This is a genomic window from Actinomadura sp. NPDC048394, assembly GCF_040651755.1.
GTDB classification, from domain to species: domain Bacteria; phylum Actinomycetota; class Actinomycetes; order Streptosporangiales; family Streptosporangiaceae; genus Spirillospora; species Spirillospora montaniterrae.
The window spans coordinates 18,971-43,718 of sequence record NZ_JBEZJL010000027.1 but is presented as its reverse complement, the minus strand read 5'-3'; the positions used below and the strand labels follow the sequence as shown (position 1 = coordinate 43,718).

Below are 24,748 nucleotides of genomic sequence, written 5' to 3'. Positions count from 1 at the left end.
GGAAGGACAAGGCGATGGAGACCAGCATGAAGCGCAGGACGTTCCTGGCGGCCGGCGCGGCCACGGTCGGTGCGACTTTGCTGCCCAAGCCCTTCTCCGTGGCGGCCGCCGCGGCCGGGAAGAAGGGCGTGATGCTGATGAACCGCATCGGCCCCTCGACCTCCGACCTGTACATCGCCGACAGCGACGGGACGAACGAGCGCAAGCTGCTGGCGAGCGCCGGGTACGACTACAACGCCGCCGTCTCCGCCGACGGCGCGTCGGTCGTCTTCACCTCGGAACGGACGGGCGACGGCAACTCCTGCCTCTACCGCGCCCGGATCGACGGCACCGGCGTCCAGCCGCTCGTGGTCGGCGCGGCCATGAACGACTCGGGTGTCCTGTCGCCGGACGGGACGAAGCTGGCCTTCGTCTCCACTCGCGGCGACCACAAGGCGCAGATCTGGGTGCTGGACCTGCGCACCAACGCGCTGCGCTGCCTGACGAACGGGTCGGCCGTCGCCGGCGACCCGGCCCTTCCCGACGGCCACTTCCGCCCCGCGTGGTCGCCCGACGGGCAGTGGATCGCCTTCTCCAGCGACCGCAACACGGCCTGGCGAGGGCATGACGACGGGCGCGGCTGGGAGCACACGCAGGAGCTCAGCATCTACGTCATCCGGCCGGACGGCAGCGGCTTCCGGCAGGTCGCGTCCAAGCCGGGCTACTGCCTCGGCTCGCCGAAGTGGTCGCCGGACGGCGCCCGGATCGTCTTCTACGAGATCACGACCGAGGGCACCTGGCTCGCGCACCGCCCGGAGGGCATCGGGAAGGTCGAGTCGCAGATCGTCTCGGTCGACGTCGCGACCGGCGCGCGCGTCGAGCACACGTCCGGGCCCAACCTGAAGGTCTCGCCGCAGTACGTGACCGCCACCGAGATCGGCTACCTCGTCAAGGGCGGCGCCGACGAGGGCCTGGCCTACACCGGCGGGACGCTGCCGGCGGTCAAGCGGGCCCTGCGCTCGCCGGTGTGGACGCCGGACGGGAAGTCGGTGATCTACCAGAAGGTCGGCTTCGCTCCGCGTCCGATCGACACGCCGCTCTACAGCTGGGACTCCGACTGGGAGTACCGGCACTGCGACGTGTTCCCCGCCCTGTCGCGGCAGGGCCGCCTCGCGATCACCGAGAAGCAGCTCGGCAACTCCTCGATCGTCACCCTGCGCCCCGACGGCACGGACCGGCGGGTCGTCTTCGACAACGCGACCAGCGGCCTCGACCCGGTCCTGATCGCCAAGGGGCTGGCCGGCGCGTTCCGGCCCGCGTGGTCGCCGGACGGCGCGTGGATCGCGTTCGGCCTCGGCGGCTGGTTCCAGGAACGCGCGGAGATGACCGCCGTGGTCGCGCGCGTGCGCAGCGACGGCTCCGGGTTCGAGAAGCTCACCGACGGCACCACCAACGCCGGCTTCCCGAGCTACTCGGCCGACGGGAACCAGATCGTCTACCGCGTGTGGGGCGCGGACGCGAAGGGCCTGCGCATCCTCGACCTCAGGACCGGCGCGACGCGCGTCCTCACCACCGAGCCCGACAACCTGCCGGACTGGTCGGCGGACGGCAGGCTCATCCTCTTCACCCGCAGGACGAGCGACACCAACTTCGACGTGTGCACCATCCGTCCCGACGGAACCGGGCTGCGGGTCCTGACCAGCAGCGGCTCCAACGACGGCCACGCCGTCTGGAACTGCGACGGCCGCATCCTCTACAACAGCGGCATGTACGGCTTCCGCCAGGAGGCGGCGCTGTACGACAACACCTTCCAGCCCTACGGCCAGATCTTCAGCATGAAGGCGGACGGCTCCGACAAGAGGCTCCTCACCGACAGCCAGTGGGAGGACTCGATGCCGCTCTACCTGACGCAGGACGTCCTTTCGCAGTGACGCGCCGCAGGCCACCGGTTCCTCCTTCCCGCCCTTCGAGGCGGAGGGGGGACCGGTGCGTCGGCACGCGTCGGCCGACCCCGCGCCGCGGCGGCCGATCCCGCGCCGCGGCGGCCGTCACGGGGCGGGGGCAGGGGCGATCATCCGGTCGATGAGGACGTGCAGGTACCCGCGGAAACGCTCGATCGCCTCGGGGCTGCGCGGCTCCGTCCGCCCGCGCCCGCCGGGCACCCCGCCCGACAGGAACCCGAACACGCACCACACCACCGTCCGGACGAGCAGGTCGACGGCCACGTCCGGCGGCACCAGCCCCCCGACGACGCCGGAGACCAGCGCGTCCTGTGGGTCGACGAAGTCGTCCTCCAGCTCGCCGACGTCGGCGGCGTCGCCCATCCACCGGTGCATCCAGAGCGCGACGATCTCCGGGTTCGCGACGTAGAAGTCCAGGTACACGTCGATCACCCGGTGCGCGCCGTCCCCGTCGGGCGTGTACGAGGCGAGCGCGGTCTCCAGCATGCCCTGCTCCGCGCGGTACGCCCGGTCCATCACCCGCCGGTACAGGCCGCTCTTGCCGCCCGCCGCCGCGATCTGCTCCTGGCCGCCGTCGCCCGCCGCGTCCGCGATCAGCTCGGTCTCGGTCGAGTCGTAGCCCAGCTCCGCGAACAGCCGGGTCGCCACCGCGATGATCTGCTCTTCATCCCCCACGCCACTACGTTAAGTGATGCTCGTGTCGTGCTCCGTGAGGGATCCCGGCCTTGTGCCCGCCGGCTTCCCGCTCGGTACGATCGGGCGCGAGGAGGATGCGCAGGTTGGTCGCCCGGAACAAGGCTGGAACCGAGCCGAGAGTCCCGCTGAGCAGGGAGCGCGTGCTGCGGGCCGCCGTCGCCATCGCCGACGAGGGCGGTCTCCGGGCGCTGACGATGCGCCGGCTCGCCGAAGAGGTCGGGGCCGAGGCGATGTCGCTGTACTACCACGTCGCCAACAAGGACGAGGTCCTCGACGGCATCGCGGACGCCGTCGTCGAGGAGATCAACGAGGTCGTCGGCCGGATCGACGTCCCGTCCCGGGGCGATGCCTGGAAGGCGGCCGTGCGCCGCCGGATCCTGTCGGCCCGCGAGGTCCTGCTCCGCCACCCGTGGGCGCCGGGCGTCTTCGAGTCGCGCACCGCGATGAGCCCCGCGGTCCTGCGGTACCACGACGGCTTGATCGGCCTCATGCGCGACGGCGGCTTCTCCAACGACCTGTGCCACCACGCCCTGCACGCCCTGGGAAGCCGGGCGCTGGGCTTCTCCCTGGAGCTGTTCGACCCGGGCCCCGGCGGCGAGGATGACACCGCGGCGCTCGAAGGCATGGCCGCCGAGCTGCCGCATCTCGTCGGCATGTTCATGGAGGTCGCGCACGACGACCCCGATTCCACCCTGGGCTGGTGCGACGACCAGTTCGAGTTCGAGTTCGGGCTCGACGTGATCCTCGACGGCCTCGACCGGCTGCGCGCGCAGGACTGACACCGCTCCGCCCCCTTGACCGTCTTACGGCGTAAGACGTACCTTACGACGTACGACTTACAACGTACGAAACGACTCGTCCACGGAAGGACCTGCCATGAAGGCGTTCGTCGTCCGTTCGTACGGTTCCCCCGATGTCCTGGAGTTCGCCGACGTCGACCGGCCCGCGCCCGGCGACCGGGAGGTGCTCGTCCGGGTGCGCGCCACGTCCGTTCAGCCCTACGACTGGCACCACATGAGAGGCGAGCCGTACGTCGCGCGGCTGATGCCCGGCACGCTCGGCCCGCGCGCGCCGAAGATCGGCATCCTGGGCGCGGACATCGCCGGGCACGTCGAGGCGGTCGGCGGGGGCGTGACGGGGTTCCGGCCCGGCGACGAGGTGTACGCGCTCGTCGCGCAGGGCGGCTTCGCCGAGTACGTGTGCGTCCCGGAGGACCGGCTGGCCCGGAAACCGGAGAACCTGACGTTCGAGCAGGCGGCGGCCGTCCCCCTGGCGGGCGTCACCGCGCACTACGGCCTCTGCGGCCAGGGGCGGATGCGGTCCGGACAGCGGGTCCTCGTCAACGGGGCGTCCGGGGGAGTCGGGACGTTCGCCGTGCAGATCGCCGCGGCGTCCGGGACGACGGTGACGGCCGTCTGCGGCACGCGGAACATGGACCTGGTCCGTTCGCTCGGCGCCGACGAGGTCATCGACTACACGGCGCAGGACTTCACGCGCCAGGGCCGGCGCCATGACCTGCTGCTGGACGTCGCCGGAGCCCGCTCGGCGGCCGTGTGCCGGCGGGCGCTCACGGCCAAGGGGACCTATGTCGCCGTCGGCGGCCCGCAGGGGCGGTGGCTGCAGCCCGCCGCCCACGTCTTCGCGGCGGTCGCGATGTCGCCGCTGGTCTCCCAGCGTATGGTCATGGCCGACGTGTACGCCTACACCGAGCACAAGCGGAGCCTGATGGCGCTGACCGAGCTCATCGAGGCCGGCAAGGTCACGCCGGTCATCGATCGCAGTTTCCCCTTCGCCGACATCCCGGCGGCCGTCGCCTACCAGGAGGAAGGCCACGCCACCGGCAAGGTCGTCATCGGGTTCTGACCCCCGGTCCCGGACCCTCCTCTCAGCCGGCGCCTCGCTCAGAACAGGGCGCTGACCTGCGCCGAACGCTTCAGCCACTGGTTCGGCAATTCCTGGGTGCAAGGCGAACCGGACACGAGGAGGGTCATGACATCTGATCCGGATGACGCCGAGTTGATCGCCCGGTCGCTCGGCGGCGACGTGGACGCCTTCGTGGAGGTGGTCCGGCGCCACGAGGCGGCCGTGGGGGCCTACCTCGCGCGACGGGGCGGCCGGGACGCGGCCGAGGACCTGCTCGGCGAGGTGTGGGTGGCGGCGCTGGCGTCCCGCGCGGGCTACGACCGCTCGTTCCCCGGCGCCCGCCCGTGGCTGTTCGGCGTGGCGCACAACGTGCTGCGGCGGCACTGGCGGTCCCGCCCGGCCGAGGAGCCCCGCGCGGACGTCCCCGACGCGGCGTCCGGGTGGGACCCGTGGGCCGCCGTGGACGACCGCGTCGACGCCGAGCCGGTGCTGCTGCGGGCCCTGGCGCTGCTGCGCCCGCAGCAGCGGGAGATCTTGGCCCTGGTCGCCTGGGAGGACCTGACCGTCGCCGACGCGGGGCGGGCGATCGGCGTGCCGCCGGGAACGGCGCGCCGCTACCTGCACGAGGCGCGCGCCGCGTTGCGGGACGCGCCGGGGATGGCCGCTCTCCTGACCGAGCACGACACGATTAAGGAGGCCCGCTGATGGTCGACGAGATGGACCTGCTGAGGGAACTGAAGGACGTCGAGCCGGTGCGGCCGCGCGCTTTCGAGGAGGCGAGGGCCGTGCTGCGGACGGCGATGGCCGTGGACGAGGCGCCCGAGCCCGAGGCCCCATCCAGCTCGCGGGCCCGGTGGAGCAGGCGCCGCACGGTGGGCTTCGGCGCCGCCGCGCTCGTCGCCGCGGCCGCTGCCGGGGTGCTGGCCGTGACGTCCGCGTCGTCGCCCGGCAAGCCCCCCGTGAAGGTGGCGGCGACGGCGAACCCGATCCTGGCCGAACTCGCCGCGGACATCACGCCCCTGCAGGCCAAGGCGCCGGGCGACGCGACGCTGGAGATCCGCAATCAGTCGGCCACCAGCGCCGGGCTGGGCGACCACGGCATCGGCCTCTACACCGACGACGGCACCTACTACTGGGGCAACGACAAGAGCGCCCTGCGGCGGGCCATCGTGAGGAAGGCGGGCGACGACACGTTCAAGCGCGGTGTGGCGGTGGCCCTCTACGCCGTGAAGGGCGACATCGGCACCGCGCGCGCACGGATGGAGGTCGCCAACATCGCGCCGGGCACGGACCCCTCGGCGGCGGAACGGGCAAGGACCGAGAAGCTCAAGGCCGCCGCCAAGGCGCGCGGCGAGGCGTACACGCCGCCGAAGCCGCCGACCCCCGAGCGGCGGAAGGAGATCACCGACAACCACATCTGGACGAACGCCGTCGGCGCGCTCCTCGCGGCGCCGGAGAACCCCCAGGTCCGGGCCGGGGTGCTCCGCATCATGGCGACGATGCCGAAGGTCCGGGTCACCAAGACCACCACCGCGGGGCAGCCCACGCTCACGCTGGTGGACGGCTGGTCCGACGGCCGGGAGACGCTGGTCGTGCAGGCCCGCACGGGCCAGCCCGTCGCGTTGCTCAGCGAGGTCCGGGGCATCAAGCCGAGCATGACCTACTACCACAACTCCAGGGTGAGGATCGCCGACGTCAAGGCCGGCAGGTTCTGATCCGCGGATGAGAGGGTGCGGGCCGTCCGGTCTCCGGGCGGCCCGCACCAGGCCATAGGCGTTCCCTATAGCCCCCGCTGACATTTCGTCTTTGCTTCCGGTTCTTTTCCGGTCGTACCGTGAAACCGCTCGACGAGGTGCTCGCCGCGATTTCTCCGATGATTTCGCGTTCTGTGCTTGTTTCGTCGGGCAGGTGAATATGCGATCGGAAAGGGCCAATGGCATGACGACGAACGGGCCGGGAACGGGGGAGCTCGCGGGAAAGCGGGCTCTGGTCACGGGCGGTTCTCGCGGAATCGGAGCGGCCGTGGTGCGCGGGCTGCTGGACGCGGGAGCCGAAGTCCTCACGACCGCCAGGTCGGCGACGGGAACGGTGCCGGACGGCGCCGCCTTCGTGCAGGCCGACGTGCGGACACGGGCCGGCGCGGAGGCGCTCGCCGCGGCCGCGCAGGAAACGCTCGGCGGGGTGGACATCCTCGTCCACAACGCGGGCGGCGCGCGACCGTTCGAGGGGGCCTCGGCCATTCCCGACGAGGAGTGGCAGGAAGCGCTGGACCTGAACTACCTGGCATCGGTGCGGCTGGACTCGCTTTTGACGCCGGGAATGCGGGAACGGCGTTCGGGGGTGGTCGTGCACGTCTCCTCGGCCGCCGTCCTCACCCCGATGGGACCGTTCCTGCATTACACGGCGGCCAAGGCGGCGCTGGAGAACTACAGCCGCGGACTGGCCATGGAACTGGCCCCGTCCGGGGTCCGGGTCAACACCGTGTCTCCCGGCAGGACGGCCACCCCCGGCGGCGAGGCGACGCGGGAGGAGTGGGCGCGCCTGGCCGCGGGGCCGGGGGAGGTCAACGCCGACGACACGACCCCGCTGGGACGCGATGGCCTGCCCGATGACATCGCCCACGCGGTGCTGTTCCTCGCGTCCGGCCGGGCGGGCTGGCTCACCGGCAGGAATCTCATCGTGGACGGAGGCGAATTCCCCATGGGGTGACGCCAGTGACGCCAGTGACGCAGTGACGCCGAAGGTGACGTCCGCTTCCTTCTCCGACGTCAGGAGACCGGCGAGAAGGGAGCGGACGCCGACCAGGACTCCTCGCGAAGGAGGTCGAGCAGGGCCGTCTCCGCCGGGCCCGCACCCTCGCGGAGCACGGCGATGACGGGCTGGGACACCACCGGGAACACCGGGCGGACGAGGTGCTCGTAACCGTGGGGCACCGCGGAGGCCGGGACGAGCGTCACGCCCAGCCCGTGGGCGGCCCAGCGCACGGCCGTCGCCGTCTGCGACACGCGGGCGGCCGTGGACGGGGCCAGGCCGTTGTCGCGCAGCACGTTCAGCAGCACCCCGTCGAGCGCGCTGTCGCGGTCGAACCGCACCCACGGCTCGCCCTCGAGGTCGCGCAGCTCGACCCGGTCCGCGGCGAGCCGCCGGTGCCCGGCGCCCAGGACCACGACGAACTCCTCGCCGCCGAGGCGGTGGGCATGGTCGGGGGACTGGTCGCACGCCGCCATCAGCGCCAGGTCCAGCACGCCCCGGCGGCACAGCCGGTCCAGCTCGGCGGAGCTCGGCTCCTCGAAGACGGTGGCCTCCAGCCGCGGGAAGCGGCGGCGCAGCGCGCCCAGCGCGCCCGGCAGCTGCCGCGTCCCGAAGCCCATCTGCGCCGCGACCACCAGTTCGCCGGTCAGCTCGCCGGCACCGGCCCGCGCCGTCGCCTTCGCGCGCCGCGACGCGCGCACCGCGATCTCCGCCTCCCGCAGGAACGCGCGGCCGACGACGGTGGGCACCAGCCCGGTCGGCGTGCGGGCGAAGAGCTCCACGCCGAGTTCCCGCTCCAGGCCGCGGATCTGCTGGGACACCGAGGGCTGAGCGACGTGCAGCACCTCCGCCGCCGCCGTCACGGATCCCTCCTCCGCGACGGCCAAGGCGTACTCGTACTGGCGAAGGCTCATCGACTCCCGCCCCTCCCTGCACGACCTTCAGTAATCGACGTAACAGTGTAAGTGCCGCTGCGGCGGCGGCCAGAAGACCGGCCTCACGTCCAGACGAGGCGCTGTTCCAGGAGCGCCTGCTGGGCGGGATTGGCGGTGAGGTCGAGGGCGCGGCGGTCGGCGTCGGCGGCGTCCGCGGGCCGGCCCAGGTCCCGCAGGAGCTCGGCCCGGGTCGCGTGGTACAGCGGATAGCCGTCGAGGGTCCGCCGGTCGTCGGGCGGGAGGGCGTCGAGTTCGGCCAGCGCGGCGGCCGCCCCTCCGCGCGGCGGCGGCGCGTGATGCAGGGCGATGACGCGCTGCAGGCGGTGGACGGGGGACGGGGCGAGCGCCAGGAGCATGTCGTAGAGCAGGACGATCTGGAGCCAGTCGGTGTCGTCCCAGCCCGGAGCCTCCGCGTGGCAGGCGACGATGGCGGCTTGGAGCTGGTACGGGCCGGGGCGGCGCATGGCCGCGGCGCGTTCGATCAGCTGGACGGCCTCGGCGATGGCCTGCCGGTCCCAGCGGCCGCGGTCCTGGTCGCGGAGCAGCACGAGGGAGCCGCCGGGCGTGAAGCGGGCGGCGGCGCGGGCCTGGTGCAGCCGGATGAGCGCGAGCAGCCCGAGCACCTCCGGTTCGCGCGGCACCAGCCAGGCCAGGGTCGCGGCGAGCCACTCGGCGTCGTCGGCCAGGTCGCGGGCCTGCGGCCGGTCGCCGCCACTGGTCAGGTAGCCCTCGTTGAACAGCAGGTAGATGACCGTCAGGACCTCGCCGAGCCGGTCCGGCAGCTCGCCGTCGGACGGGACGCGGTAGGGGATCCGGGCGTCGGTGATCTTCCGCTTGGCGCGGGTGATCCGCTGCGCGACCGTGCTCTCCCCGACCAGGAACGCGGCGGCGATCTGGGCGGTGGTGAGCCCGCACACCGTGCGCAGCGTGAGGGCGACCTGCGCCTGCCGCGGCAGCGCCGGATGGCAGCAGGTGAAGATCAGCTTGAGCCGGTCGTCGGGCTCGGCGGGCACCGGCCAGGCGAGCCGGGCCAGCTTGTCGCGGTAGACCGCCTGGCGGCGGAGCACGTCCAGGCCGCGGCGCCGCGCGACGGTCAGCAGCCAGGCGTCGGGATGGTCGGGGACGCCTTCGGCGGGCCAGCGGCGCAGGGCCGTCTCGACCGCGTCCTGCATGACGTCCTCGGCGGCGGCGAAGTCGCCGAGGACCCGGACCAGGCAGGCGGTGAGCCGGCCCGCGTGCTCGCGCACCACGCGGGCCAGCTCGTCCTGGACCTCGTCCACGGTCAGTCGATCGGGCGGATCTCGACGACCGGGCACGCCGGCCACGACCCGGCCACGGCCAGCGCCTCGTCCAGGTCGGCCACCTCGATCTCGGCGTAGCCGGACACGACCTCCTTGCCCTCGACGAACGGGCCGTCGGTGACCAGCGGCTCGCCGCCGTCCAGCCGCAGCGTGGTGGCGGTGTGCGCGGGCCGCAGGTGCGCGTGGTGGGTGATCTTCGCGGCGTGCTCGGCGAACCACCGCCCGACCTCGTCGTAGGCGGCCTGCCGGGTCTCCTCGTCCATCGACCGCAGGTCGCGGGCGAACCGCTCGGTCTCGACGAACAGCAGCACGTACTTCATCAGGTCTCCTCCCGGCAGGGCACGGTCTCCTCGGGGAGCCGGGCGTACAGGTCGACGCCGTTGCCGTCCGGGTCGAGCACGCTGGAGTAGCGCATGCCCCAGAACGCGTCCCACGGCTCCCGCAGCCCCTCGTACCCGGCCTTCGTCAGCTCGGCGTACTTGGCGTCGACGTCGGCCGGGGCGGGGAACTCGAAAGCCAGGAAGTTGCGCGGCCCGCCCTCCGGCTTGGTCCAGCCCGGGGTCGTCGAGCCGCGGAAGCCGGCGGTGTCCAGCATCAGGTGCATGCCGCCCGGCAGGTCGCAGCCGGCGTGGTCGGGATACTGCGGGTCGACGTCGAAGTGGACGTCCAGGCGCGCGTAGAAGGCGATCGCGGCCTCCAGGTCGGTGACGATCAGGTCGATCGTGTTCATGGTCGGGCTCATCATCCGCTCCTCGCGTCGTAGGGAGCCTCCTGCACCCCCTAGACGAACGGCGCCGACCTCCATACGACACCTTCCCGGCACCGATTCCGGCCATGACCCGCCCGAACCCGTTCCCGATTCGGGAGGTTCAGCAGCAGGCCGACCCGGAGGTGGCGCAGCAGGCGGAGTCCTCGGCCTTGGCGAGGGTGCCTGCGTCGGCCTTGACCGTGTAGACCTCCCAGGGCTCGCCGCCGGGGCCGTGGACCCAGACCTTGTCCTGCAGGGCGTAGCAGCAGGACGTGTCGTTCTCCTCCAGCGTGGCGAGCCCGGCGCCGGCCAGGCGCTCGGCCGCGCCGGTGACGAGGCCCGAGTCCTCGACCTCCACGCCGAGGTGGTCCATGCGGGTCGGCTCGCCGTCCTCGCCCTCGATCAGGACGAGCTTGAGCGGCGGCTCGGCGACGGCGAAGTTGGCGTAGCCGGGCCGGCGCTTGGCGGGCTCGGTGCCGAACAGCTTGGAGTAGAAGGCGATCGAGCCCTCCAGATCGGGCACGCGCAAAGCGAGCTGGACGCGGGACATGGGGTTCCTCCTCGGCCATGGACGGTGCCGGCCGGTCGCCGGCCGGGCCCGGTGCTGTTTAGATGCTTGTCTAATCAGCCCGTGGCCCGAGTTTGCCTCCATGCATAGATGGATGTCAAATTAGAGGCATGTCTAAACAGTCGTTGTCGATCGTGAACCCTGCCGGCGGCGGCGAGGCCTGCTGCGCCCCGCTGGTCCGCGAGCCGCTGGGCGAGACGGAGGCGGCCGAGCTGGCGCCGCTGTTCAAGGCGCTCGCCGATCCCGTCCGGCTGCGGCTGCTGTCGTTGATCGCCTGCCACGAGGGCGGCGAGGCGTGCGTGTGCGACCTGACCGCCGCGTTCGACCTCACGGCGCCGACGATCAGCCATCACCTGAAGGTGCTCAAGCAGGCCGGGCTGATCGACTCCGAGCGGCGCGGGACGTGGGTCTACTACTGGCTCAACCCCGGCGTCCTGGACCGTCTCTCGGCGACCCTGGGCCCGCGCGCCACCGCGGCGTCCGCCTCCTGACCGGGACGTCCGCGATGACCGCCGATGTGCCCGAGGTGCTGTTCGTGTGCGTCCACAACGCCGGACGCTCGCAGATGGCCGCCGCCCTGCTCGACCACCACGCCGGCGGACGGGTCCGCGTCCGCTCGGCCGGATCGGCGCCCGCGGCCGAGATCAACCCCGCGGTCCGCGCGGTGATGGCCGAACGCGGCCTGGACCTGTCCAAAGAGTTCCCCAAGCCGCTCACCGGCGAAGCCGTGCGGGCCGCCGACGTGGTCATCACGATGGGCTGCGGCGACGTCTGCCCCGTCTTCCCCGGCAAGCGCTACCTGGACTGGCGGCTACCCGACCCCGCCGGCCAGCCGGTCGAGAACGTACGGCCCATCCGCGACGAGATCGACGCCCGCGTCCGCGCCCTGCTCGCCGAACTCCTGCCCGCCGGCACCTGACCGCGCCTTGCGCATCGGTCTCGGGTCTTCCCCGTGGGCTATTCATCGTCTATCGTCGATGGACGATGAATTACGGGAAAGGGCCGCTCGACCGGCCGACCGCCACGGAGTACGCGTCCTGGTTCAAGGCACTGGCCGACCCGACGCGCGTCCAGATCGTGTCGCTGCTCGCCCGGCAGGGACGGCCGATGAACGTCGGAGAGATCGTCGACGCCGTCCACGTCGGGCAGTCGACGGTGTCCGCGCACCTCAAGGTGCTGGCCGAGGTCCGGTTCGTGCTGGCCGACCAGCACGGCACGTCCCGCTTCTACCGGATCAACACCGCCTGCGTCGAGTGCTTCCCCACCGCCGCCGATCTGGTCATGGGACGTCCCGCGCCGGCCGCGCCGACCTGTCCTCCCGAAGGAGGCGACTGATGTCCGACGCCCGCACCACCGGCACGCCCGCCACCGACGAGATCGTGGCCCGCTACTCCGCCCGCGCCCGAGCGGTCCTCGCCGGCGACATCCCGAACGACGACGGTGACACCCCGAACGACGACGGTGACTCCTGCTTCGGCGCCGCCGCCTACGAGGACGCGGGCGAGGTGCCCGAGGCCGCCCTGCGCGCGAGCCTGGGATGCGGCAACCCCCTCGCCGTCGCCGAGCTGCATCCCGGTGAGACCGTGCTCGACCTCGGATCGGGCGGCGGCTTGGACGTGCTGCTGTCGGCCCGTGGCGTCGGCCCGGACGGAACCGCCTACGGGCTGGACGCCAGCGACGACATGCTCACCCTCGCCCGCGCCAACGCCGCCCAGGCCGGAGCCGCCAACGCCCGCTTCCTGCACGGCCACATCGACGATATCCCGCTCCCCGACGCGAGCGTGGACGTGGTCATCTCCAACTGCGTCATCAACCTCGCCGCCGACAAGGCCCGCGTCCTGGCCGAAGCCTTCCGCGTCCTGCGCCCGGGCGGCCGCTTCGGCGTGAGCGACATCATCGCCGCCCCCGGCCTCGACCCCGGCGAGCGCGCCGCCGCAGAGCGGCGCATCGGCTGCGCCGCCTCCACGCTCACCGCCGAGGAGTACCGCCGCAACCTGCTGGCCGCCGGGTTCACCGCCGTGACCATCACTCCCACCGCCGACACCGGCGACGGCCTGCACGCCGCCATCGTGCAGGCCGCCAAGCCCGCGTCCCCGCCCGGCACGCTCATCCGCCCGATGCGCGCCGGCGACGCCGCCGAAGTCCTGGCGATCTACCAGGCCGGACTCGACACCGGCGATGCCAGCTTCGAGACCAGCGCCCCGACCTGGGACGAGTTCGACCGCGCGAAGTCGCCCGGCCATCGGTACGTCGCGGCCGACGCCGCGACCGGGAAAGTGCTCGGGTGGATTGCCGCCACCGCCGTCTCCGACCGGTGCGTGTACGCCGGCGTCGTGGAGCACAGCGTCTACGTCCACCCTGATCATCAGGGCCGCGGCCTGGCCTCGGCTCTACTGCGCGCCTTCATCGGCTCTGCTGAGGCGGCCGGCATCTGGACCGTCCAGTCCGGCGTCTTCCCCGAGAACACCGCGAGCCTCCGCCTGCACGCCGGAGCGGGCTTCCGCGTCGTCGGCACGCGCGAAAGGATCGGCCGCCACCACGGCCGCTGGCGCGACGTCGTCCTCATCGAACGCCGCAGCCCCGCCATCGGCGACTGAACGGCGTCCTCGGCCAGGCGTGGGCGGCCTCGCGTCAACAGGGGCTGTCTGGTTCGGGGAGGGTCCGGGGGAGGCCGAAGCGGGTCATGACGCTGGCGTTGAAGCAGGTGATGGCGGTGATGCGGTCGCCGGCGGCGCCGATGACCAGGAGGACGTAGGCGCGGTAGACGCCGGAGTGGGGGTCCGCCAGGTACAGGCCTACGGCGGGCTGGCCGTTCGCGCGGGTGGGGATCACGCGGTAGGTGCGGCCGGGGCGGAAACTGACGGCGGCGAAGACGCGCTGGGCCGATTCGATGCCGCGGTATTCCAGCATGGCCGGGGGCATGGAGAGCCTCACGTCCGCGACGAGCAGCCCGATCAGGGCGTCCAGGTCGGCGCGCTCCAGGGCGTCGGTGAGCCGGGCGACGAGCCGCTGTTCGGCGGCGGTGTCGAGGTGCCGGGCCGCCTCGCCGGAGCCGGCGAGGCGGACGTCGACGGTGGCGCGGGCGCGTTTGAGGGCGCTGTTCACGGCCTCCTGGGTGGTGTCGAGCATCTGCGCGACCTCGGCGGCGCGGTAGCCCAGGACGTCGCGGAGGACGAGCGCGGCGCGCTGGCGCGGGGGCAGCAGTTGCAGCGCGGTGATGAAGGCGAGGGAGATGGCCTCGGTCGTCTCGTAGCGGGCCTCCGGTCCGGGGCGCTGGTCGACGAGGTGGTCGAGCAGGACGTCGGGGTAGGGCTCCAGCCAGGGCGGGGCGTCACCGGCGCCGGTGGGTGCGGGCAGGGCGTCCTCGGGCGGCGAGGAGACGGTGCGGGGGCGCCGGCCGTCGGCGCGCAACATGCTCAGGCACCGGTTGGTCGCGATCTGGTAGAGCCACGTCCGCAGCGACGACCGCCGGCCGAACCCGCCGAGGTTACGCCAGGCGGACACGAGGGTCTCCTGGAGCGCGTCCTCGGCGTCCTGCAGCGATCCCAGGATGCGGTAGCAGTGCACCTGCAATTCGCGGGAGTGGCCCTGGACCAGGTCGCGGAACGCGTCCTGGTCGCCGGACCGGGCCCGGGCGATCAGGTCCGTCGTGTCCATCTCCATCGGCATGCATCCTCGCCTTTCTTCTTTCCGCGGGGCGCGTTCGGCTCGCTCACCGATATGGACGCCGCCGGTCCCGCGAATTGGGCGGTGCCGCGCCGCCCGATTCGCGCGGGCGGTGGCGTCTACCCGGTTGGAGGCGGTCCCGGCCCGGGGCGCGCCCCAGAGACGGAAGAGGACCACATCATGGGCAAGTACGTTTTCTCCTTCCGCGTGCCCGCCGACTACGCGCCCGGCGCAGGGACGGCGGCCGAGTGGCAGGCCTGGTTCGCCGGGCTGGGCTCGGCGCTGGTGGACGTCGGCAACGCGGTGACCGATCACGCCTCGATCGGCGAGGTCGGCGGCGGCTCCCGGATGGTCGCCTACTCGGTGGTGTCCGCCGAGGACATGGACTCCGCGCTGGCGCTGGCGAAGGACTGCCCGGTGATGCGGGCCGGCGGCGGCGTCGAGGTCGGCCCCGTGATGGAAGCCGCCGGGTCGTGAGCGGCGCCATGACGGCGGCGGCGCCGCCGTACGGGTCGTTCCTGGCGACCGGGCGCGGCAAGCTCACGCTGGCCCTGCTGTGCGCGGTGACGTTCCTGGACGTCATGGACGGCGCGATCGTGAACGTCGCGCTGCCGACCATCCGGACGGATCTGGGGTTCTCGGTGCAGAACCTGCAGTGGGTGGTCAGCGGCTACCTGGTCACCTACGGCGGTTTCCTGCTGCTGGGCGGCCGGGCCGGGGACCTGCTGGGCCGGCGGCGGCTGCTGATCGCCGGGACCGCGCTGTTCGCGGCCTCCTCGCTGGCGTGCGGGCTGGCCGGCGGCCAGGGGCTGCTGGTCGGCGGCCGGCTCGCCCAGGGCTTCGGGGCGGCGATGATGTCCCCGGCCGCGCTGTCCATCCTGACCACCACCTTCCGGGACGCCGACCGGCACAAGGCGCTGGGCGTGTGGGCCGGGATCAGCGGCATGGCCTCGGCGGCCGGGCTGCTGTTCGGCGGCGTGCTCACCGAAGACTTCGGCTGGCGGTGGGTGTTCTTCGTGAACCTGCCGATGTGCGCGCTGGTGCTGTTCGGGACGTTCCGGATCCTCAAGGCCGACCGCGGCCGGTCCGTGCCGGGCGGTTTCGACGCGGTCGGCGCGGTGCTGGCCACCGCCGGCATGCTGCTGCTGATCTTCACGTTGGTGAAGGCGCCGGACGAGGGCTGGGCCGCGGCCCGCACCATCGGCGGGCTGGCCGCCTCGGCGATGCTGATGGCCGCGTTCGCGGTCAACGAGCAGCGGCGCGCCCATCCGCTGGTGCCGTTGTCGATCTTCCGGATCAGGGGCCTGGCCGCGGCCGACGCCACCCAGGTGATCGCCTGGGCCGGGTTCTCCTCGATGTTCTTCTTCGTCACGCTGTACATGCAGAACGTCCTGGGCTACTCCCAGCTGCAGTCCGGGCTCTCGTACGTGCCGGTGAGCGTCGGCATCGGGGCCGGCTCGACCGCGGCGACGAAGATGTTCGTCCGGACCGGTACCCGTCCGGTCATCGTCTCCGGTGCGCTGCTCGCCGCCGGCGGCGTCTTCTGGCTGTCGCGCATCCCGGTGGACGGCACGTACCTCGGCGACCTGCTCGTCCCGCTCGTGGTCATGGGGGCCGGGCTGGGGCTGCTGTACGCCGGAGTGCAGACGGCCGCGAACGCGGGCGTGCCGGAGGACCAGGCCGGACTGGCCGCGGCCCTGATCACCGCATCCTTCCAGCTCGGGTCGGCGCTCGGCCTGGCGGTGTTCAGCGGGATCGCGACCAGCCGCACCGGCCATCTGCTGGCCGCCCACACCCCGCCCCCCGAAGCGCTCACCGCCGGATTCCAGCGGGCCCTGCTCGTCAGCGCCCTCTGCCTCGTGGCGGCCGGAGCCATCGCATTGCGCGCCTCGAACACCCGCGGCGAACCCGCCGCCACAGCCGAAATCCGACAGGACCTGGAATCCTCCTACGACCCCGCGTAACACGACGCGGCGAAATCCCGGGATGGCGTTCAACGCCATCCCGGGATTGCCTTTATCGCCGGGCGTCGGTGCGAAGTCCGGCGACGCCCGAGTCCATCGCCCGGCGGAATCTGGTCTCGTCCTCGGTGCCGGGGGCCGCGGTGAGAACGACGATCTTGCGTTCGGCGTCGCCGTCGGTCAGGACGTCGCAGTCCACCGCGATCGGGCCCGTCCCGGGGTGCTCGACGATCTTGTGGTCCTCCCGGTGCGGGCCGACCGCGCCGGAGGCCCACAGCTCGGCGAAGCGCGGGCTGCCCGCGGTGAGGTCCCGGATCAGTTCGGCCAGGCGGTCGCTGTCCGGGAACCGCCCGGTGGCGCGGCGCAGGTCGGACACGACGGATGCCTCGACGTCCGGACGGGCGAGCGAGGTCACCGGCCAGTGCGACAGGCGGGGGCCGGCGCCGGGGGCCGGGAAGGTGTCCCGGGCGAAGTTGCGCAGCGCCGGCGGCGTCGCGGACGGGTCGCCCAGCAGCGCCGCCCAGCCGCGGTTCCACCAGATGAGCTGCCAGTCCGCGGCGAACACGGCGGCCGCGGCGTCGCCGAGCCGGTCCAGCATGCGGTTCAGGCCGGGCGGGACGTGATCGGAGATCTCCCCGTCCGCCGGAGGGGCGAGCCCGGCCAGCCGGTAGAGATGGTCCCGCTCGGCGCCGGTGAGCTGCAGCGCGCGGGCGAGCGCGGCGGTCACCTGCGCCGACGGGGACGCGTGGCGTCCCTGCTCCAGGCGGACCACGTAGTCGACCGAGATCCCCGCGAGCTCGGCGAGGTCCTCCCGGCGCAGTCCGGCGACCCGGCGCCTGCGGCCGCCGGGCAGTCCCGCCGCGCCCGGCGAGACGCGGCCGCGCCACGTGCGCAGCATCGGGCCGAGTCTCGCGACGTCAGCGGTCATGGGACCGATTGTCGCACCCGGCGCCGCCCCGAAGGTGGCAGCGGTTTTCCCACCGAACCCCCCTCCCTGGCGAGCGGCCCGGCGGCCGATGATCCTCGATGGCATGACCTTCGCGTTCTCCCACGACCACGTGGGCATCACCGTGACCCGGGACGACCTCGACGCCACGATCGCGTGGTACTCGCGCACCTTCGGGTTCGCCGTCGAGCGGCGGTTCGAGGCCCACGGCACGACGTTCGTCTTCCTCACCGCGGGCGACGTCAAGATCGAGCTCCTCGCGGGCGCGTCGGACCGGGGCGCGGCGCCGGCCGACGACATCCTCACCAGCATGCACACCTCGCGCCTGCACCACTTCTGCCTGGCCGTGGCCGATCTCGACGCGGCGGTGTCTCGGCTGCTCGAACTCGACGTGCCGCTGATCGGCGGCCCCATGCGGATACCGGCGACCGGGCAGCGCATCGCCTTCGTCACCGACAACGTCGGCACCATCATCGAGCTCAGCGACCCCGGCACATGGACGTCCGGCCGGAAGGCGGGGACCTGACGCCGAACCGCACCGGCCCTGGGACCGGGTGCGGTGCTACGGGGCGTGGGGCGCGGTTTCGGCGAGCCGGTCGGCGAGGAAGCGCCGTTCCGGCTCCGTCTGGGCGAGGTCGAGCGCCCGGCGGAAGGCGCGGTGGGCCTCGCCGGCGCGGCCCGCGCGGCGCAGGAGTTCGGCGCGGGTGGAGTGGAAGTACCGGTAGTGGCCGAGGTCGAGGCGGTCGAGGACGGCCAGGCCGGCTTCGGGTCCGTCGATCTCGGCCACGGCGACGGCCCGGTTCATCTCGACGATCGGGGAGCGGGTCAGCCGGGCGAGCGTCCCGTAAAGCGCGGCTATCTGCCGCCAGTCGCGAGGCTCGTGCAGGTACAGGTCGGCGATGGCCGCCTGGAGCAGGTACGGCCCGGTGCGGCCCCGCGCCATGGCCTGCCGCAGCAGCGCTCTTCCTTCGTCGATCTGCCGCGCGTCCCACAGCGCGCGGTCCTGATCGTCGAGGGTGACGAGCCGCCCGTCGCGCAGGCGGGCCGCCCTGCGCGCGTCGTGCAGCAGCATCAGCGCCAGCAGCGCGAGCACCTCGGGTTCGTCCGGCATGAGGCCGGCGAGCGCCCGGCCGAGGTGGATCGCCTCCGCGGCGAGGTCGACGCCCCCGCCGCCCCACCCCTGGTTGAAGCTCAGGTAGACGACGGAGAGGACGGCCGCCAGCCGGTCCGGCAGCCGGTCGCCGGGCGGCACGGCGAACGGGATGCCCGCGTCGCGGATCTTGTGCTTGGCCCTGGTCAGCCGCTTGCTCATCGTCTCGGGCGGGACGAGGAACGCCAGCGCGATCTCGTCGGTGGACAGCCCGCAGAGGGCGCGCAGGGTGAGCGCGACCTGCGCCTCGGCGGCGAGCGCCGGGTGGCAGCAGGCGAAGATCAGCTCGAGCCGTTCGTCCGGGATGGCGGCGCCGTCGTCCGCGAGCGCCTCCGGGGGCCGCGGCCCCGTTCCGAGGTCGCGGGCGAGCAGTTCGGTCTTCTCGGCGAGCAGCCGCCGGCGGCGCAGCTGGTCGATGGCGCGGTTGCGCGCGGTCGTGACGAGCCACCCGGTCGGGTTCGCCGGCTCCCCGTCGCGCGGCCAGCGTTCGGCGGCGATGGCGAACGCTTCGGCGGCCGCGTCCTCGGCGAGTTCGATGTCGCCGAGGACGCGGACGAGGGTGGCGAGGACGCGCCCCCAGTGGTCGCGGAAGACGGCGTCAAGCGCCACGGAAGCGTCCCTCGATCACGGGCCGCACCTCGATGGCGGTGCCGGGTCTGGTCTCCCGCAGCAGCTCGCCGGCGCCGGCGAGCGCTCCGTCGAGGTCGTCGGCCTCGATGAGGATCAGGCCGGCGAGGTACTCCTTGCTGTCGATGAACGGTCCGTCGGTCAGCAGCGTCCGTCCCTCCGCGCCGCGCAGCGTCGTCGCCGACCCGCCGGCGTGCAGCCGTGCCCAGCCGGTGACGTCCGGGCCGTCGAGCAGGGCGCCGAGCGTCTCCGGGACGGGGCGCGCCGCCCGGTCGGTGTCCTCCGGCGGGGAGTAGATCAACAACGCGTACTGCATGGGGCCTCCTGGCACGGGTCGACGCCGCGTCAAGTATCAGACGAACGGCACCGCCGCGGACGGACGTCGATCCGCGCCCGATTTTTTTTCCGGCGCGGTGTCCGTCCCGCGGCCGGCCGTTCGTCACCGCTGTAGGTCCGCCCGACAGGACCGCACCACAGCGACCTGGCCGGCGCCCCCGGCGCCGCCCGACCGAAGGAGCCGCACATGCCCGACATCCTGCACCGCATCAGCATCGACGCCGCGCCGCAGCGGGTGCACGACCTCGTCGCCAGCACCGACGGCATCGCCCGCTGGTGGACGGGGCGTCCGCTCGCCGGCGAGCACGCCGTCGGCTCCAGCTTCAGCGTCTTCTTCCGCGACGCCGAGCGGCCCGCCGCCGTCATGGAGGTCCTGGCCGACGCCCCGGACAGCGTGGTCTGGCGGGTCACCGACGGGCCCGACACCTGGCTCGGCACCCGGATCACCTTCACGCTGCGGCCCGGCGGCCGCGACCGGACGACCCTCCTGTTCGCGCACGCCGGCTGGGAGCAGGCCGGCGAGTTCATGAGCGGGTGCAGCACGAACTGGGGCGCCTACCTCACCAGCCTCAAGACCGGCGCCGAGAGCGACGCGTTCACGCCCTTCCCCGCCGGCGAGATCAGCCGCTGGGACTGAGCACGGCCCGCGGACGCCGGTGTCCCGCCCCGGCGTCCGCCATCACCCGGATTCCCGCCCTTCGACCGAGGAGAGACCGATGACCGAACCCACGTCCAGCCCGGACGCCGCACGGCTCGAGCGCGTGTACGACGCTCCGGCCGGACTCGTCTGGGAGCTGCTGACCACCGCCACCGGGCTGGAGGAGTGGTGGGCCCCCGACGGCTTCGCGACCCGCGTCAGCGAGATCGAGCTGAAGCCGGGCGGCCGGCTGCGCTACACGATGACCGCGACCGCGCCGGAACAGGTCGCGTTCATGCGCGACACCGGCAATCCGCTGACGGCCGAGCTGCTCAAGACGTTCACCGAGGTCGCGGCGCCGACGCGGCTCGCCTACCTGTCGCGGGTCGACTTCGTGCCCGGCACCGGCCCGTACGAGCATCTGACCGTCATCGACATCGAGGCCGCGGGTGACCGCACGAACCTGGTCATGACGATCGACCCCCTCCACGACGAGGCCTGGACGCGGGAGTACCGCGCCCACCGCGGCACCGAGCTCGACAACCTGGAGGCGGCGATCAGGCGGCGCACGAACTGACCCGGACATTCCCGGCCAGAGCGGACGGCCGTGCCCGCGGCCGCGGCGACGAAGGCCCGCACGAACGGGCCCGATGATGTTCAGACGCGATTCCAAGGGAAATCCAGCAGGGGCGGGCGCCAACCCGCCGGATCGCCGGGTCGTCTCACCACCCGACGCCTTCTACGACAAAAGGACCCTTGGAATGGATCGCCGCCAGGTGCTGACCATGATCGTCGCCGGAGCCGCGGGCGTGGCCGCCGGCGTGACTCCGGAGCTGTGGCGCCCGGAGCGGCACCGCTCGGCGCACGCGGCCGCGGCCCGCCGGGCTCCGGCGCCGCCGCCCGATCCCGGGTTCGCGCCGGCCCGGTCCATGCGGGCCGCCACCAGCCCGATCCACTCCCTGCACGACCTGGCTCCGGCGGCGCCGCCGAACGCGGTCGCGCTGACCATCGACGACGGGCCGCACCCGTACTGGACGCCCAAGGTCCTGGACGTGCTCGCCGAGTTCGACGTGCACGCGACCTTCAACATGATCGGCGAGCAGGTACCGGACAACGCCCGGCTCGTCCAGCGGATCGTCGCGTCGGGGCACCAGATCGCCGACCACACCCTCACCCATCCGATCAACCTGCCGAGGCTGCCCGCGGCGCGCATCCAGCAGGAGATCGCCGAGGCGCACGACCGCATCGCGCAGGCCGCCTCGGCCGCCCCGCGGTTCTTCCGCTCCCCGGGCGGGAACTGGTCGCCGCAGGTCATCGAGACCGCCACCGCGCTCGGCATGATCTGCGTCGACTGGGGCGTCGACCCCCGCGACTGGGCCCGCCCCGGCGTCCCGCACATCACCGAGAACCTCGAGAAGGCCAAGCCGGGCGACATCCTGCTGTGCCACGACGGCGGCGGCGACCGCTCCCAGACCGTCGCGGCGCTCCGCACCGTCATCCCCGCCCTCAAGCAGCGCGGCCTCACCTTCGTCGCCCTCTGAGAAGCCGGCGGGTGCGCGGCCGGTTAGGGTGGCTCCGCATGGCGCACGGGGAGATCGAGATCACGGCGGAGCTGGTGCGGGACCTGCTGCGCGACCAGCACCCCGACCTGGCCGAGCACCCGGTGAGGCTCGGCGCGCGCGGCTGGGACAACCAGCTGTGGCGGCTCGGCGACGACCTCGCCGTCCGGCTGCCCTGGGCGACGCGGTCAGCGGACGAGCTCGTGCGCAAGGAGCACACCTGGCTGCCCGCGCTCACCCCGCGTTTTCCGCTGCCGGTCCCCGTTCCGCAACGTCTCGGGGAACCGTCCGCGCGGTTCCCGCGGCCGTGGATCGTCACCACGTGGGTGCCGGGCACGCCCGCCGACCGCGCGCCCGTCACGCGCGGGGAGGACGCGGCCACCGCCCTGGCCGGCTTCCTGACGGCGCTTCACCGGCCCGCCCCCGAGCGGGCGCCCGCCGGTCGGGGCCGCGGGGGGCCGCTGGCCGGCTACTCCGAGGGCTTCGCCGAGCAGCTCGCCACCGTCACCGAGCTGGGTCTCGTCCCCGACCCGGACGCCGTCCGCGCGGTCTGGGACGACGCCGTCGCCGCACCCGAGTGGGACGGCCCGGCGCTCTGGCTCCACGGCGACCTGCATCCGGCGAACGTCCTCACCGAGGACGGCACCGTCTGCGGCGTCGTCGACTTCGGCGACCTCTTCGCGGGCGACCCGTCCATCGACCTCGCCGCCGCCTGGACCCTGCTGCCGGACGGCGCCGCCGACCGCTTCCTCGCCGCCTACCGGCCGGCGCCGGACGCCGCGACGCTGCGCCGCGCCCGCGGATGGGCGGTGGGCCGCGCGCTCGCCTGCATCCTCATCGGGGACGCCGGCGTCCACGGCAGGCCCGGAGGCAAGGCCACCTGGGGGCCGCCCGCCCAGGCCGCACTGCGACGCCTCATCGCCACGCAGAGCTGATCAGCCGGCCGGCATCCGGGGGCGGTTCGCGGTGGTCGTACTCGCGGCCTGGTGGCGGGAGGTCAGCGCCGCCTCGTCGGTGCGGCGGGCGAACGCGGCCTCGGCGGAGCCGAGCTGCCACGGGACGCTGGTGACCATGACCCCGGACCGGAACAGCAGCCGCGCCTTCAGCCGCAGCGCGCTCTGGTTGTGCAGCAGGTGCTCCCACCAGTGGCCGACGACGTACTCCGGGATGAACACGCAGACGACGTCGCGGGGGCTCTTGCGGCGGATCCGGCCGACGTAGTCCAGTACGGGGCCGGTGATGTCGCGGTACGGGGAGTCCAGGACCTTGAGCGGGACGGGGATGTCGCGCCGCGCCCATTCCTCCTCGAGCGCGGTGGTGTCGGTGGCGGACGTCGACACGGTCACCGCGGTCAGGTCGAACGGACGCGTCGCGCGGGCGAACGCGAGCGCCTGCAGGGTCGGGGCGTGCAGCTTGGAGACCAGGACGACGGCGTGGATCCGGCTCGGCAGCGCGAGGGAGCCGTCGCCGGGGGAGAGCTCGACGGCGACCCGGGCGTAGTGGCGGTGGATGCCCTTCATCATGAGGAACACCAGCGGCATCGCGATGACCACGATCCACGCGCCGTGCGTGAACTTGGTGATCAGCACGACGACGAGGACGAGCGCGGTCAGCACGGTGCCGGCGGCGTTGATCGCGCGGGCGCGGTGCAGCGCGTGCCGGGCGGGCGGGGTGCCCGGCGGCGTGGTGCGCAGGGCGGTCGTCCAGTGCTTGACCATGCCGGCCTGGCTGAGGGTGAAGGAGACGAAGACCCCGATGATGTAGAGCTGGATGAGCCGGGTGGTGCTCGCGTTGAAGATCCAGATGAGGCCGCCGGCGAGGACGGCGAGGATGACGACGCCGTTGCTGAAGACGAGGCGGTCGCCGCGCCGGGAGAACTGCTTGGGCAGGAAGCCGTCCTCGCCGAGGATCGAGGCGAGGATCGGGAAGCCGTTGTAGGCGGTGTTCGCCGCCAGGACCAGGATCGCGGCGGTGAATCCGGCGACGAGGTAGAACAGCCACGATCCCGAGCCGGACACGGCGGCGGCGACCTGGGTGATCACCGTCTTCTGCTCGTAGCCGGGCGGGGCGCCGGTGAGGGCGGAGACGCTGTCGGCGATCCGCACGTGCGCGGCCAGCGCCAGCCAGGTGATCCCCGCGAAGATCGCGATGGTGACCCCGCCCATGATCGCCAGGGTGTCGGCGGCGTTCCGGCTCTTCGGCTTCCTGAAGTTGGGCACCCCGTTGCTGACGGCCTCGACGCCGGTCAGCGCCGTGCACCCCTGGGAGAAGGCGCGCAGGATCAGCGCGACGGCCAGCAGCCCGGTGGTCTGGTGGTGCGACGCGATGCCGAAGTGCGCCGATTCGGCCTGCGGGGTGTCGCCGAGCAGCGCCCGGACCAGCCCCCAGACGATCACGACACCGATGACGGCGATGAACCCGTAGGTGGGGACGGCGAACACCGACCCCGACTCCTTGACCCCGCGCAGGTTCATGAGGGCGAGCAGGGCGACCAGCCCCAGGCAGAGCGCCACCGAGTAGGGGGCCAGCGCCGGGAAGGCCGAGACGATGTTGGCGACGCCCGCCGCGACCGACACCGCGACGGTCAGCACGTAGTCGACCAGCAGCGCGCTCGCGGCGGTCAGCGACGCGTTCACGCCCAGGTTCTCGCGGCTCACCGCGTACGCGCCGCCGCCGTTGGGGTAGGCGTGGCAGGTCTGCCGGTACGACAGCACCACCACGGTCAGCAGGACGATGACCGCGAGGGCGATCCACGGGGCGACGTGGAACAGCGCGAGCCCGCCCAGGCTCAGGCCGAGCAGGATCTCCTCGGTGGCGTACGCGTTGGACGACAGCGGGTCGCTGCAGAACACCGGCAACGCCAGCTTCTTGGGCAGCAGCGTCTCGCCCATCTGCTCGCTCCGCAGCGGGCGGCCGACCAGCAGGCGCTTGGGGGTGAGGACATTGCGCACATTTCCATCCGACCGCCCCGCCTACCCGCGTCGACAGTTTCCTTAACGCGCTCTTGACGGCGACACCGCCGATCTTGACGCGTCCTTAACGCCCCGCGCCGGCCGCGGATCCC

28 protein-coding genes are annotated in these 24,748 nt (G+C 73.0%); 17 read left to right on the top strand and 11 right to left on the bottom strand.

Features of this window, described 5'->3' with window-relative positions:
* Window positions 1–14 precede the first annotated feature (14 nt).
* Window positions 15–1,910, top strand: coding sequence for a hypothetical protein (locus AB0C78_RS21055; protein ID WP_360750351.1), 1,896 nt, complete (start codon window positions 15–17; stop codon window positions 1,908–1,910).
* Window positions 1,911–2,027: 117 nt separating this feature from the next.
* On the opposite strand, the gene AB0C78_RS21050 is transcribed toward AB0C78_RS21055, so the two are convergent.
* The gene (locus tag AB0C78_RS21050; protein ID WP_360750349.1) at window positions 2,028–2,615 is read right to left on the bottom strand and encodes a TetR/AcrR family transcriptional regulator; all 588 of its coding nucleotides are present in this window, start codon (window positions 2,613–2,615) and stop codon (window positions 2,028–2,030) included.
* A gap of 95 nt (window positions 2,616–2,710) precedes the next feature.
* Here AB0C78_RS21050 and AB0C78_RS21045 point away from each other — a divergent pair, with 95 nt between their 5' ends.
* From AB0C78_RS21045 to AB0C78_RS21025, 5 genes are all read left to right on the top strand, one after another.
* Entirely contained in the window at window positions 2,711–3,415 is a 705-nt protein-coding gene (locus AB0C78_RS21045; protein WP_360750347.1) for a TetR/AcrR family transcriptional regulator C-terminal domain-containing protein, read from the top strand.
* Between the two features lie 97 nt (window positions 3,416–3,512).
* Complete coding sequence (locus AB0C78_RS21040; RefSeq protein ID WP_360750345.1) at window positions 3,513–4,499, top strand: NAD(P)-dependent alcohol dehydrogenase; 987 nt, start codon at window positions 3,513–3,515, stop codon at window positions 4,497–4,499.
* 126 nt (window positions 4,500–4,625) lie between these two features.
* Complete coding sequence (locus AB0C78_RS21035; RefSeq protein WP_360750343.1) at window positions 4,626–5,204, top strand: RNA polymerase sigma factor; 579 nt, start codon at window positions 4,626–4,628, stop codon at window positions 5,202–5,204.
* On the top strand, window positions 5,204–6,214 hold the full coding sequence (locus AB0C78_RS21030; RefSeq protein WP_360750342.1) for a hypothetical protein: 1,011 nt from the start codon (window positions 5,204–5,206) through the stop codon (window positions 6,212–6,214). The genes AB0C78_RS21035 and AB0C78_RS21030 overlap by 1 nt, the downstream gene beginning before the upstream one ends.
* Before the next feature lie 91 nt (window positions 6,215–6,305).
* On the top strand, window positions 6,306–7,208 hold the full coding sequence (locus AB0C78_RS21025) for an oxidoreductase (protein ID WP_360750340.1): 903 nt from the start codon (window positions 6,306–6,308) through the stop codon (window positions 7,206–7,208).
* Window positions 7,209–7,267: 59 nt separating this feature from the next.
* Here the strand turns inward: AB0C78_RS21025 and AB0C78_RS21020 are convergent, their stop codons facing one another.
* From AB0C78_RS21020 to AB0C78_RS21000, 5 genes are all read right to left on the bottom strand, one after another.
* Window positions 7,268–8,164 (bottom strand): LysR family transcriptional regulator, encoded by an 897-nt coding sequence (locus tag AB0C78_RS21020; protein ID WP_360750338.1) that lies wholly within the window; start codon window positions 8,162–8,164, stop codon window positions 7,268–7,270.
* 83 nt (window positions 8,165–8,247) lie between these two features.
* Entirely contained in the window at window positions 8,248–9,465 is a 1,218-nt protein-coding gene (locus AB0C78_RS21015; protein ID WP_360750336.1) for a DUF6596 domain-containing protein, read from the bottom strand.
* Between the two features lie 2 nt (window positions 9,466–9,467).
* Window positions 9,468–9,806 (bottom strand): YciI family protein, encoded by a 339-nt coding sequence (locus tag AB0C78_RS21010; RefSeq protein WP_360750334.1) that lies wholly within the window; start codon window positions 9,804–9,806, stop codon window positions 9,468–9,470.
* On the bottom strand, window positions 9,806–10,228 hold the full coding sequence (locus AB0C78_RS21005) for a VOC family protein (RefSeq protein WP_151537710.1): 423 nt from the start codon (window positions 10,226–10,228) through the stop codon (window positions 9,806–9,808). Before AB0C78_RS21005 ends, AB0C78_RS21010 begins: the two co-directional genes overlap by 1 nt.
* Window positions 10,229–10,355: 127 nt before the next feature.
* Window positions 10,356–10,784 carry an ArsI/CadI family heavy metal resistance metalloenzyme gene (locus AB0C78_RS21000; protein ID WP_360750332.1) on the bottom strand — a complete coding sequence of 143 codons (429 nt, stop codon included), beginning with the start codon at window positions 10,782–10,784 and terminating at the stop codon, window positions 10,356–10,358.
* A 128-nt stretch (window positions 10,785–10,912) separates the two neighbouring features.
* Between AB0C78_RS21000 and AB0C78_RS20995 the strand changes: the two genes are divergently transcribed.
* The 4 genes from AB0C78_RS20995 to AB0C78_RS20980 all read left to right on the top strand — a co-directional run bounded on the left by AB0C78_RS20995 (window position 10,913) and on the right by AB0C78_RS20980 (window position 13,399).
* Window positions 10,913–11,293, top strand: coding sequence for a metalloregulator ArsR/SmtB family transcription factor (locus AB0C78_RS20995; RefSeq protein ID WP_360750330.1), 381 nt, complete (start codon window positions 10,913–10,915; stop codon window positions 11,291–11,293).
* A gap of 14 nt (window positions 11,294–11,307) precedes the next feature.
* Complete coding sequence (locus AB0C78_RS20990; protein ID WP_360750328.1) at window positions 11,308–11,721, top strand: arsenate reductase ArsC; 414 nt, start codon at window positions 11,308–11,310, stop codon at window positions 11,719–11,721.
* Window positions 11,722–11,786: 65 nt separating this feature from the next.
* Entirely contained in the window at window positions 11,787–12,137 is a 351-nt protein-coding gene (locus tag AB0C78_RS20985; protein WP_360750326.1) for a metalloregulator ArsR/SmtB family transcription factor, read from the top strand.
* Window positions 12,137–13,399, top strand: coding sequence for a GNAT family N-acetyltransferase (locus AB0C78_RS20980; protein ID WP_360750324.1), 1,263 nt, complete (start codon window positions 12,137–12,139; stop codon window positions 13,397–13,399). The genes AB0C78_RS20985 and AB0C78_RS20980 overlap by 1 nt, the downstream gene beginning before the upstream one ends.
* A gap of 34 nt (window positions 13,400–13,433) precedes the next feature.
* On the opposite strand, the gene AB0C78_RS20975 is transcribed toward AB0C78_RS20980, so the two are convergent.
* Window positions 13,434–14,465 carry a sigma-70 family RNA polymerase sigma factor gene (locus AB0C78_RS20975; RefSeq protein WP_360750322.1) on the bottom strand — a complete coding sequence of 344 codons (1,032 nt, stop codon included), beginning with the start codon at window positions 14,463–14,465 and terminating at the stop codon, window positions 13,434–13,436.
* Window positions 14,466–14,648: 183 nt separating this feature from the next.
* Here AB0C78_RS20975 and AB0C78_RS20970 point away from each other — a divergent pair, with 183 nt between their 5' ends.
* Window positions 14,649–14,945: a hypothetical protein gene (locus tag AB0C78_RS20970; protein ID WP_360750320.1), complete on the top strand. Its 297-nt coding sequence runs from the start codon at window positions 14,649–14,651 to the stop codon at window positions 14,943–14,945.
* Window positions 14,942–16,432: an MFS transporter gene (locus tag AB0C78_RS20965; protein WP_360750318.1), complete on the top strand. Its 1,491-nt coding sequence runs from the start codon at window positions 14,942–14,944 to the stop codon at window positions 16,430–16,432. The genes AB0C78_RS20970 and AB0C78_RS20965 overlap by 4 nt, the downstream gene beginning before the upstream one ends.
* 52 nt (window positions 16,433–16,484) lie before the next feature.
* Here the strand turns inward: AB0C78_RS20965 and AB0C78_RS20960 are convergent, their stop codons facing one another.
* A complete protein-coding gene (locus tag AB0C78_RS20960; RefSeq protein ID WP_360750316.1) occupies window positions 16,485–17,357 on the bottom strand; it encodes a helix-turn-helix transcriptional regulator in 873 nt (290 codons plus the stop codon).
* 103 nt (window positions 17,358–17,460) lie between these two features.
* Here AB0C78_RS20960 and AB0C78_RS20955 point away from each other — a divergent pair, with 103 nt between their 5' ends.
* Entirely contained in the window at window positions 17,461–17,901 is a 441-nt protein-coding gene (locus AB0C78_RS20955) for a VOC family protein (RefSeq protein ID WP_360750314.1), read from the top strand.
* 36 nt (window positions 17,902–17,937) lie between these two features.
* Here the strand turns inward: AB0C78_RS20955 and AB0C78_RS20950 are convergent, their stop codons facing one another.
* Together AB0C78_RS20950 and AB0C78_RS20945 are read right to left on the bottom strand one after the other, a co-directional pair.
* The gene (locus AB0C78_RS20950; RefSeq protein WP_360750312.1) at window positions 17,938–19,134 is read right to left on the bottom strand and encodes a sigma-70 family RNA polymerase sigma factor; all 1,197 of its coding nucleotides are present in this window, start codon (window positions 19,132–19,134) and stop codon (window positions 17,938–17,940) included.
* Window positions 19,124–19,468: a YciI family protein gene (locus AB0C78_RS20945; RefSeq protein ID WP_360750310.1), complete on the bottom strand. Its 345-nt coding sequence runs from the start codon at window positions 19,466–19,468 to the stop codon at window positions 19,124–19,126. Before AB0C78_RS20945 ends, AB0C78_RS20950 begins: the two co-directional genes overlap by 11 nt.
* Window positions 19,469–19,675: 207 nt before the next feature.
* On the opposite strand from AB0C78_RS20945, the gene AB0C78_RS20940 reads away from it, so the two are divergent.
* The 4 genes from AB0C78_RS20940 to AB0C78_RS20925 all read left to right on the top strand — a co-directional run bounded on the left by AB0C78_RS20940 (window position 19,676) and on the right by AB0C78_RS20925 (window position 22,619).
* Entirely contained in the window at window positions 19,676–20,125 is a 450-nt protein-coding gene (locus tag AB0C78_RS20940; protein WP_360750308.1) for an SRPBCC domain-containing protein, read from the top strand.
* Between the two features lie 79 nt (window positions 20,126–20,204).
* Entirely contained in the window at window positions 20,205–20,702 is a 498-nt protein-coding gene (locus AB0C78_RS20935; protein WP_360750306.1) for an SRPBCC domain-containing protein, read from the top strand.
* A 184-nt stretch (window positions 20,703–20,886) separates the two neighbouring features.
* Window positions 20,887–21,666 carry a polysaccharide deacetylase family protein gene (locus AB0C78_RS20930; RefSeq protein WP_360750304.1) on the top strand — a complete coding sequence of 260 codons (780 nt, stop codon included), beginning with the start codon at window positions 20,887–20,889 and terminating at the stop codon, window positions 21,664–21,666.
* 38 nt (window positions 21,667–21,704) lie between these two features.
* Window positions 21,705–22,619, top strand: a complete 915-nt coding sequence (locus tag AB0C78_RS20925) for an aminoglycoside phosphotransferase family protein (protein WP_360750302.1) — start codon at window positions 21,705–21,707, stop codon at window positions 22,617–22,619.
* On the opposite strand, the gene AB0C78_RS20920 is transcribed toward AB0C78_RS20925, so the two are convergent.
* Window positions 22,620–24,635, bottom strand: coding sequence for an APC family permease (locus AB0C78_RS20920; protein WP_360750300.1), 2,016 nt, complete (start codon window positions 24,633–24,635; stop codon window positions 22,620–22,622).
* Window positions 24,636–24,748: the final 113 nt, after the last annotated feature.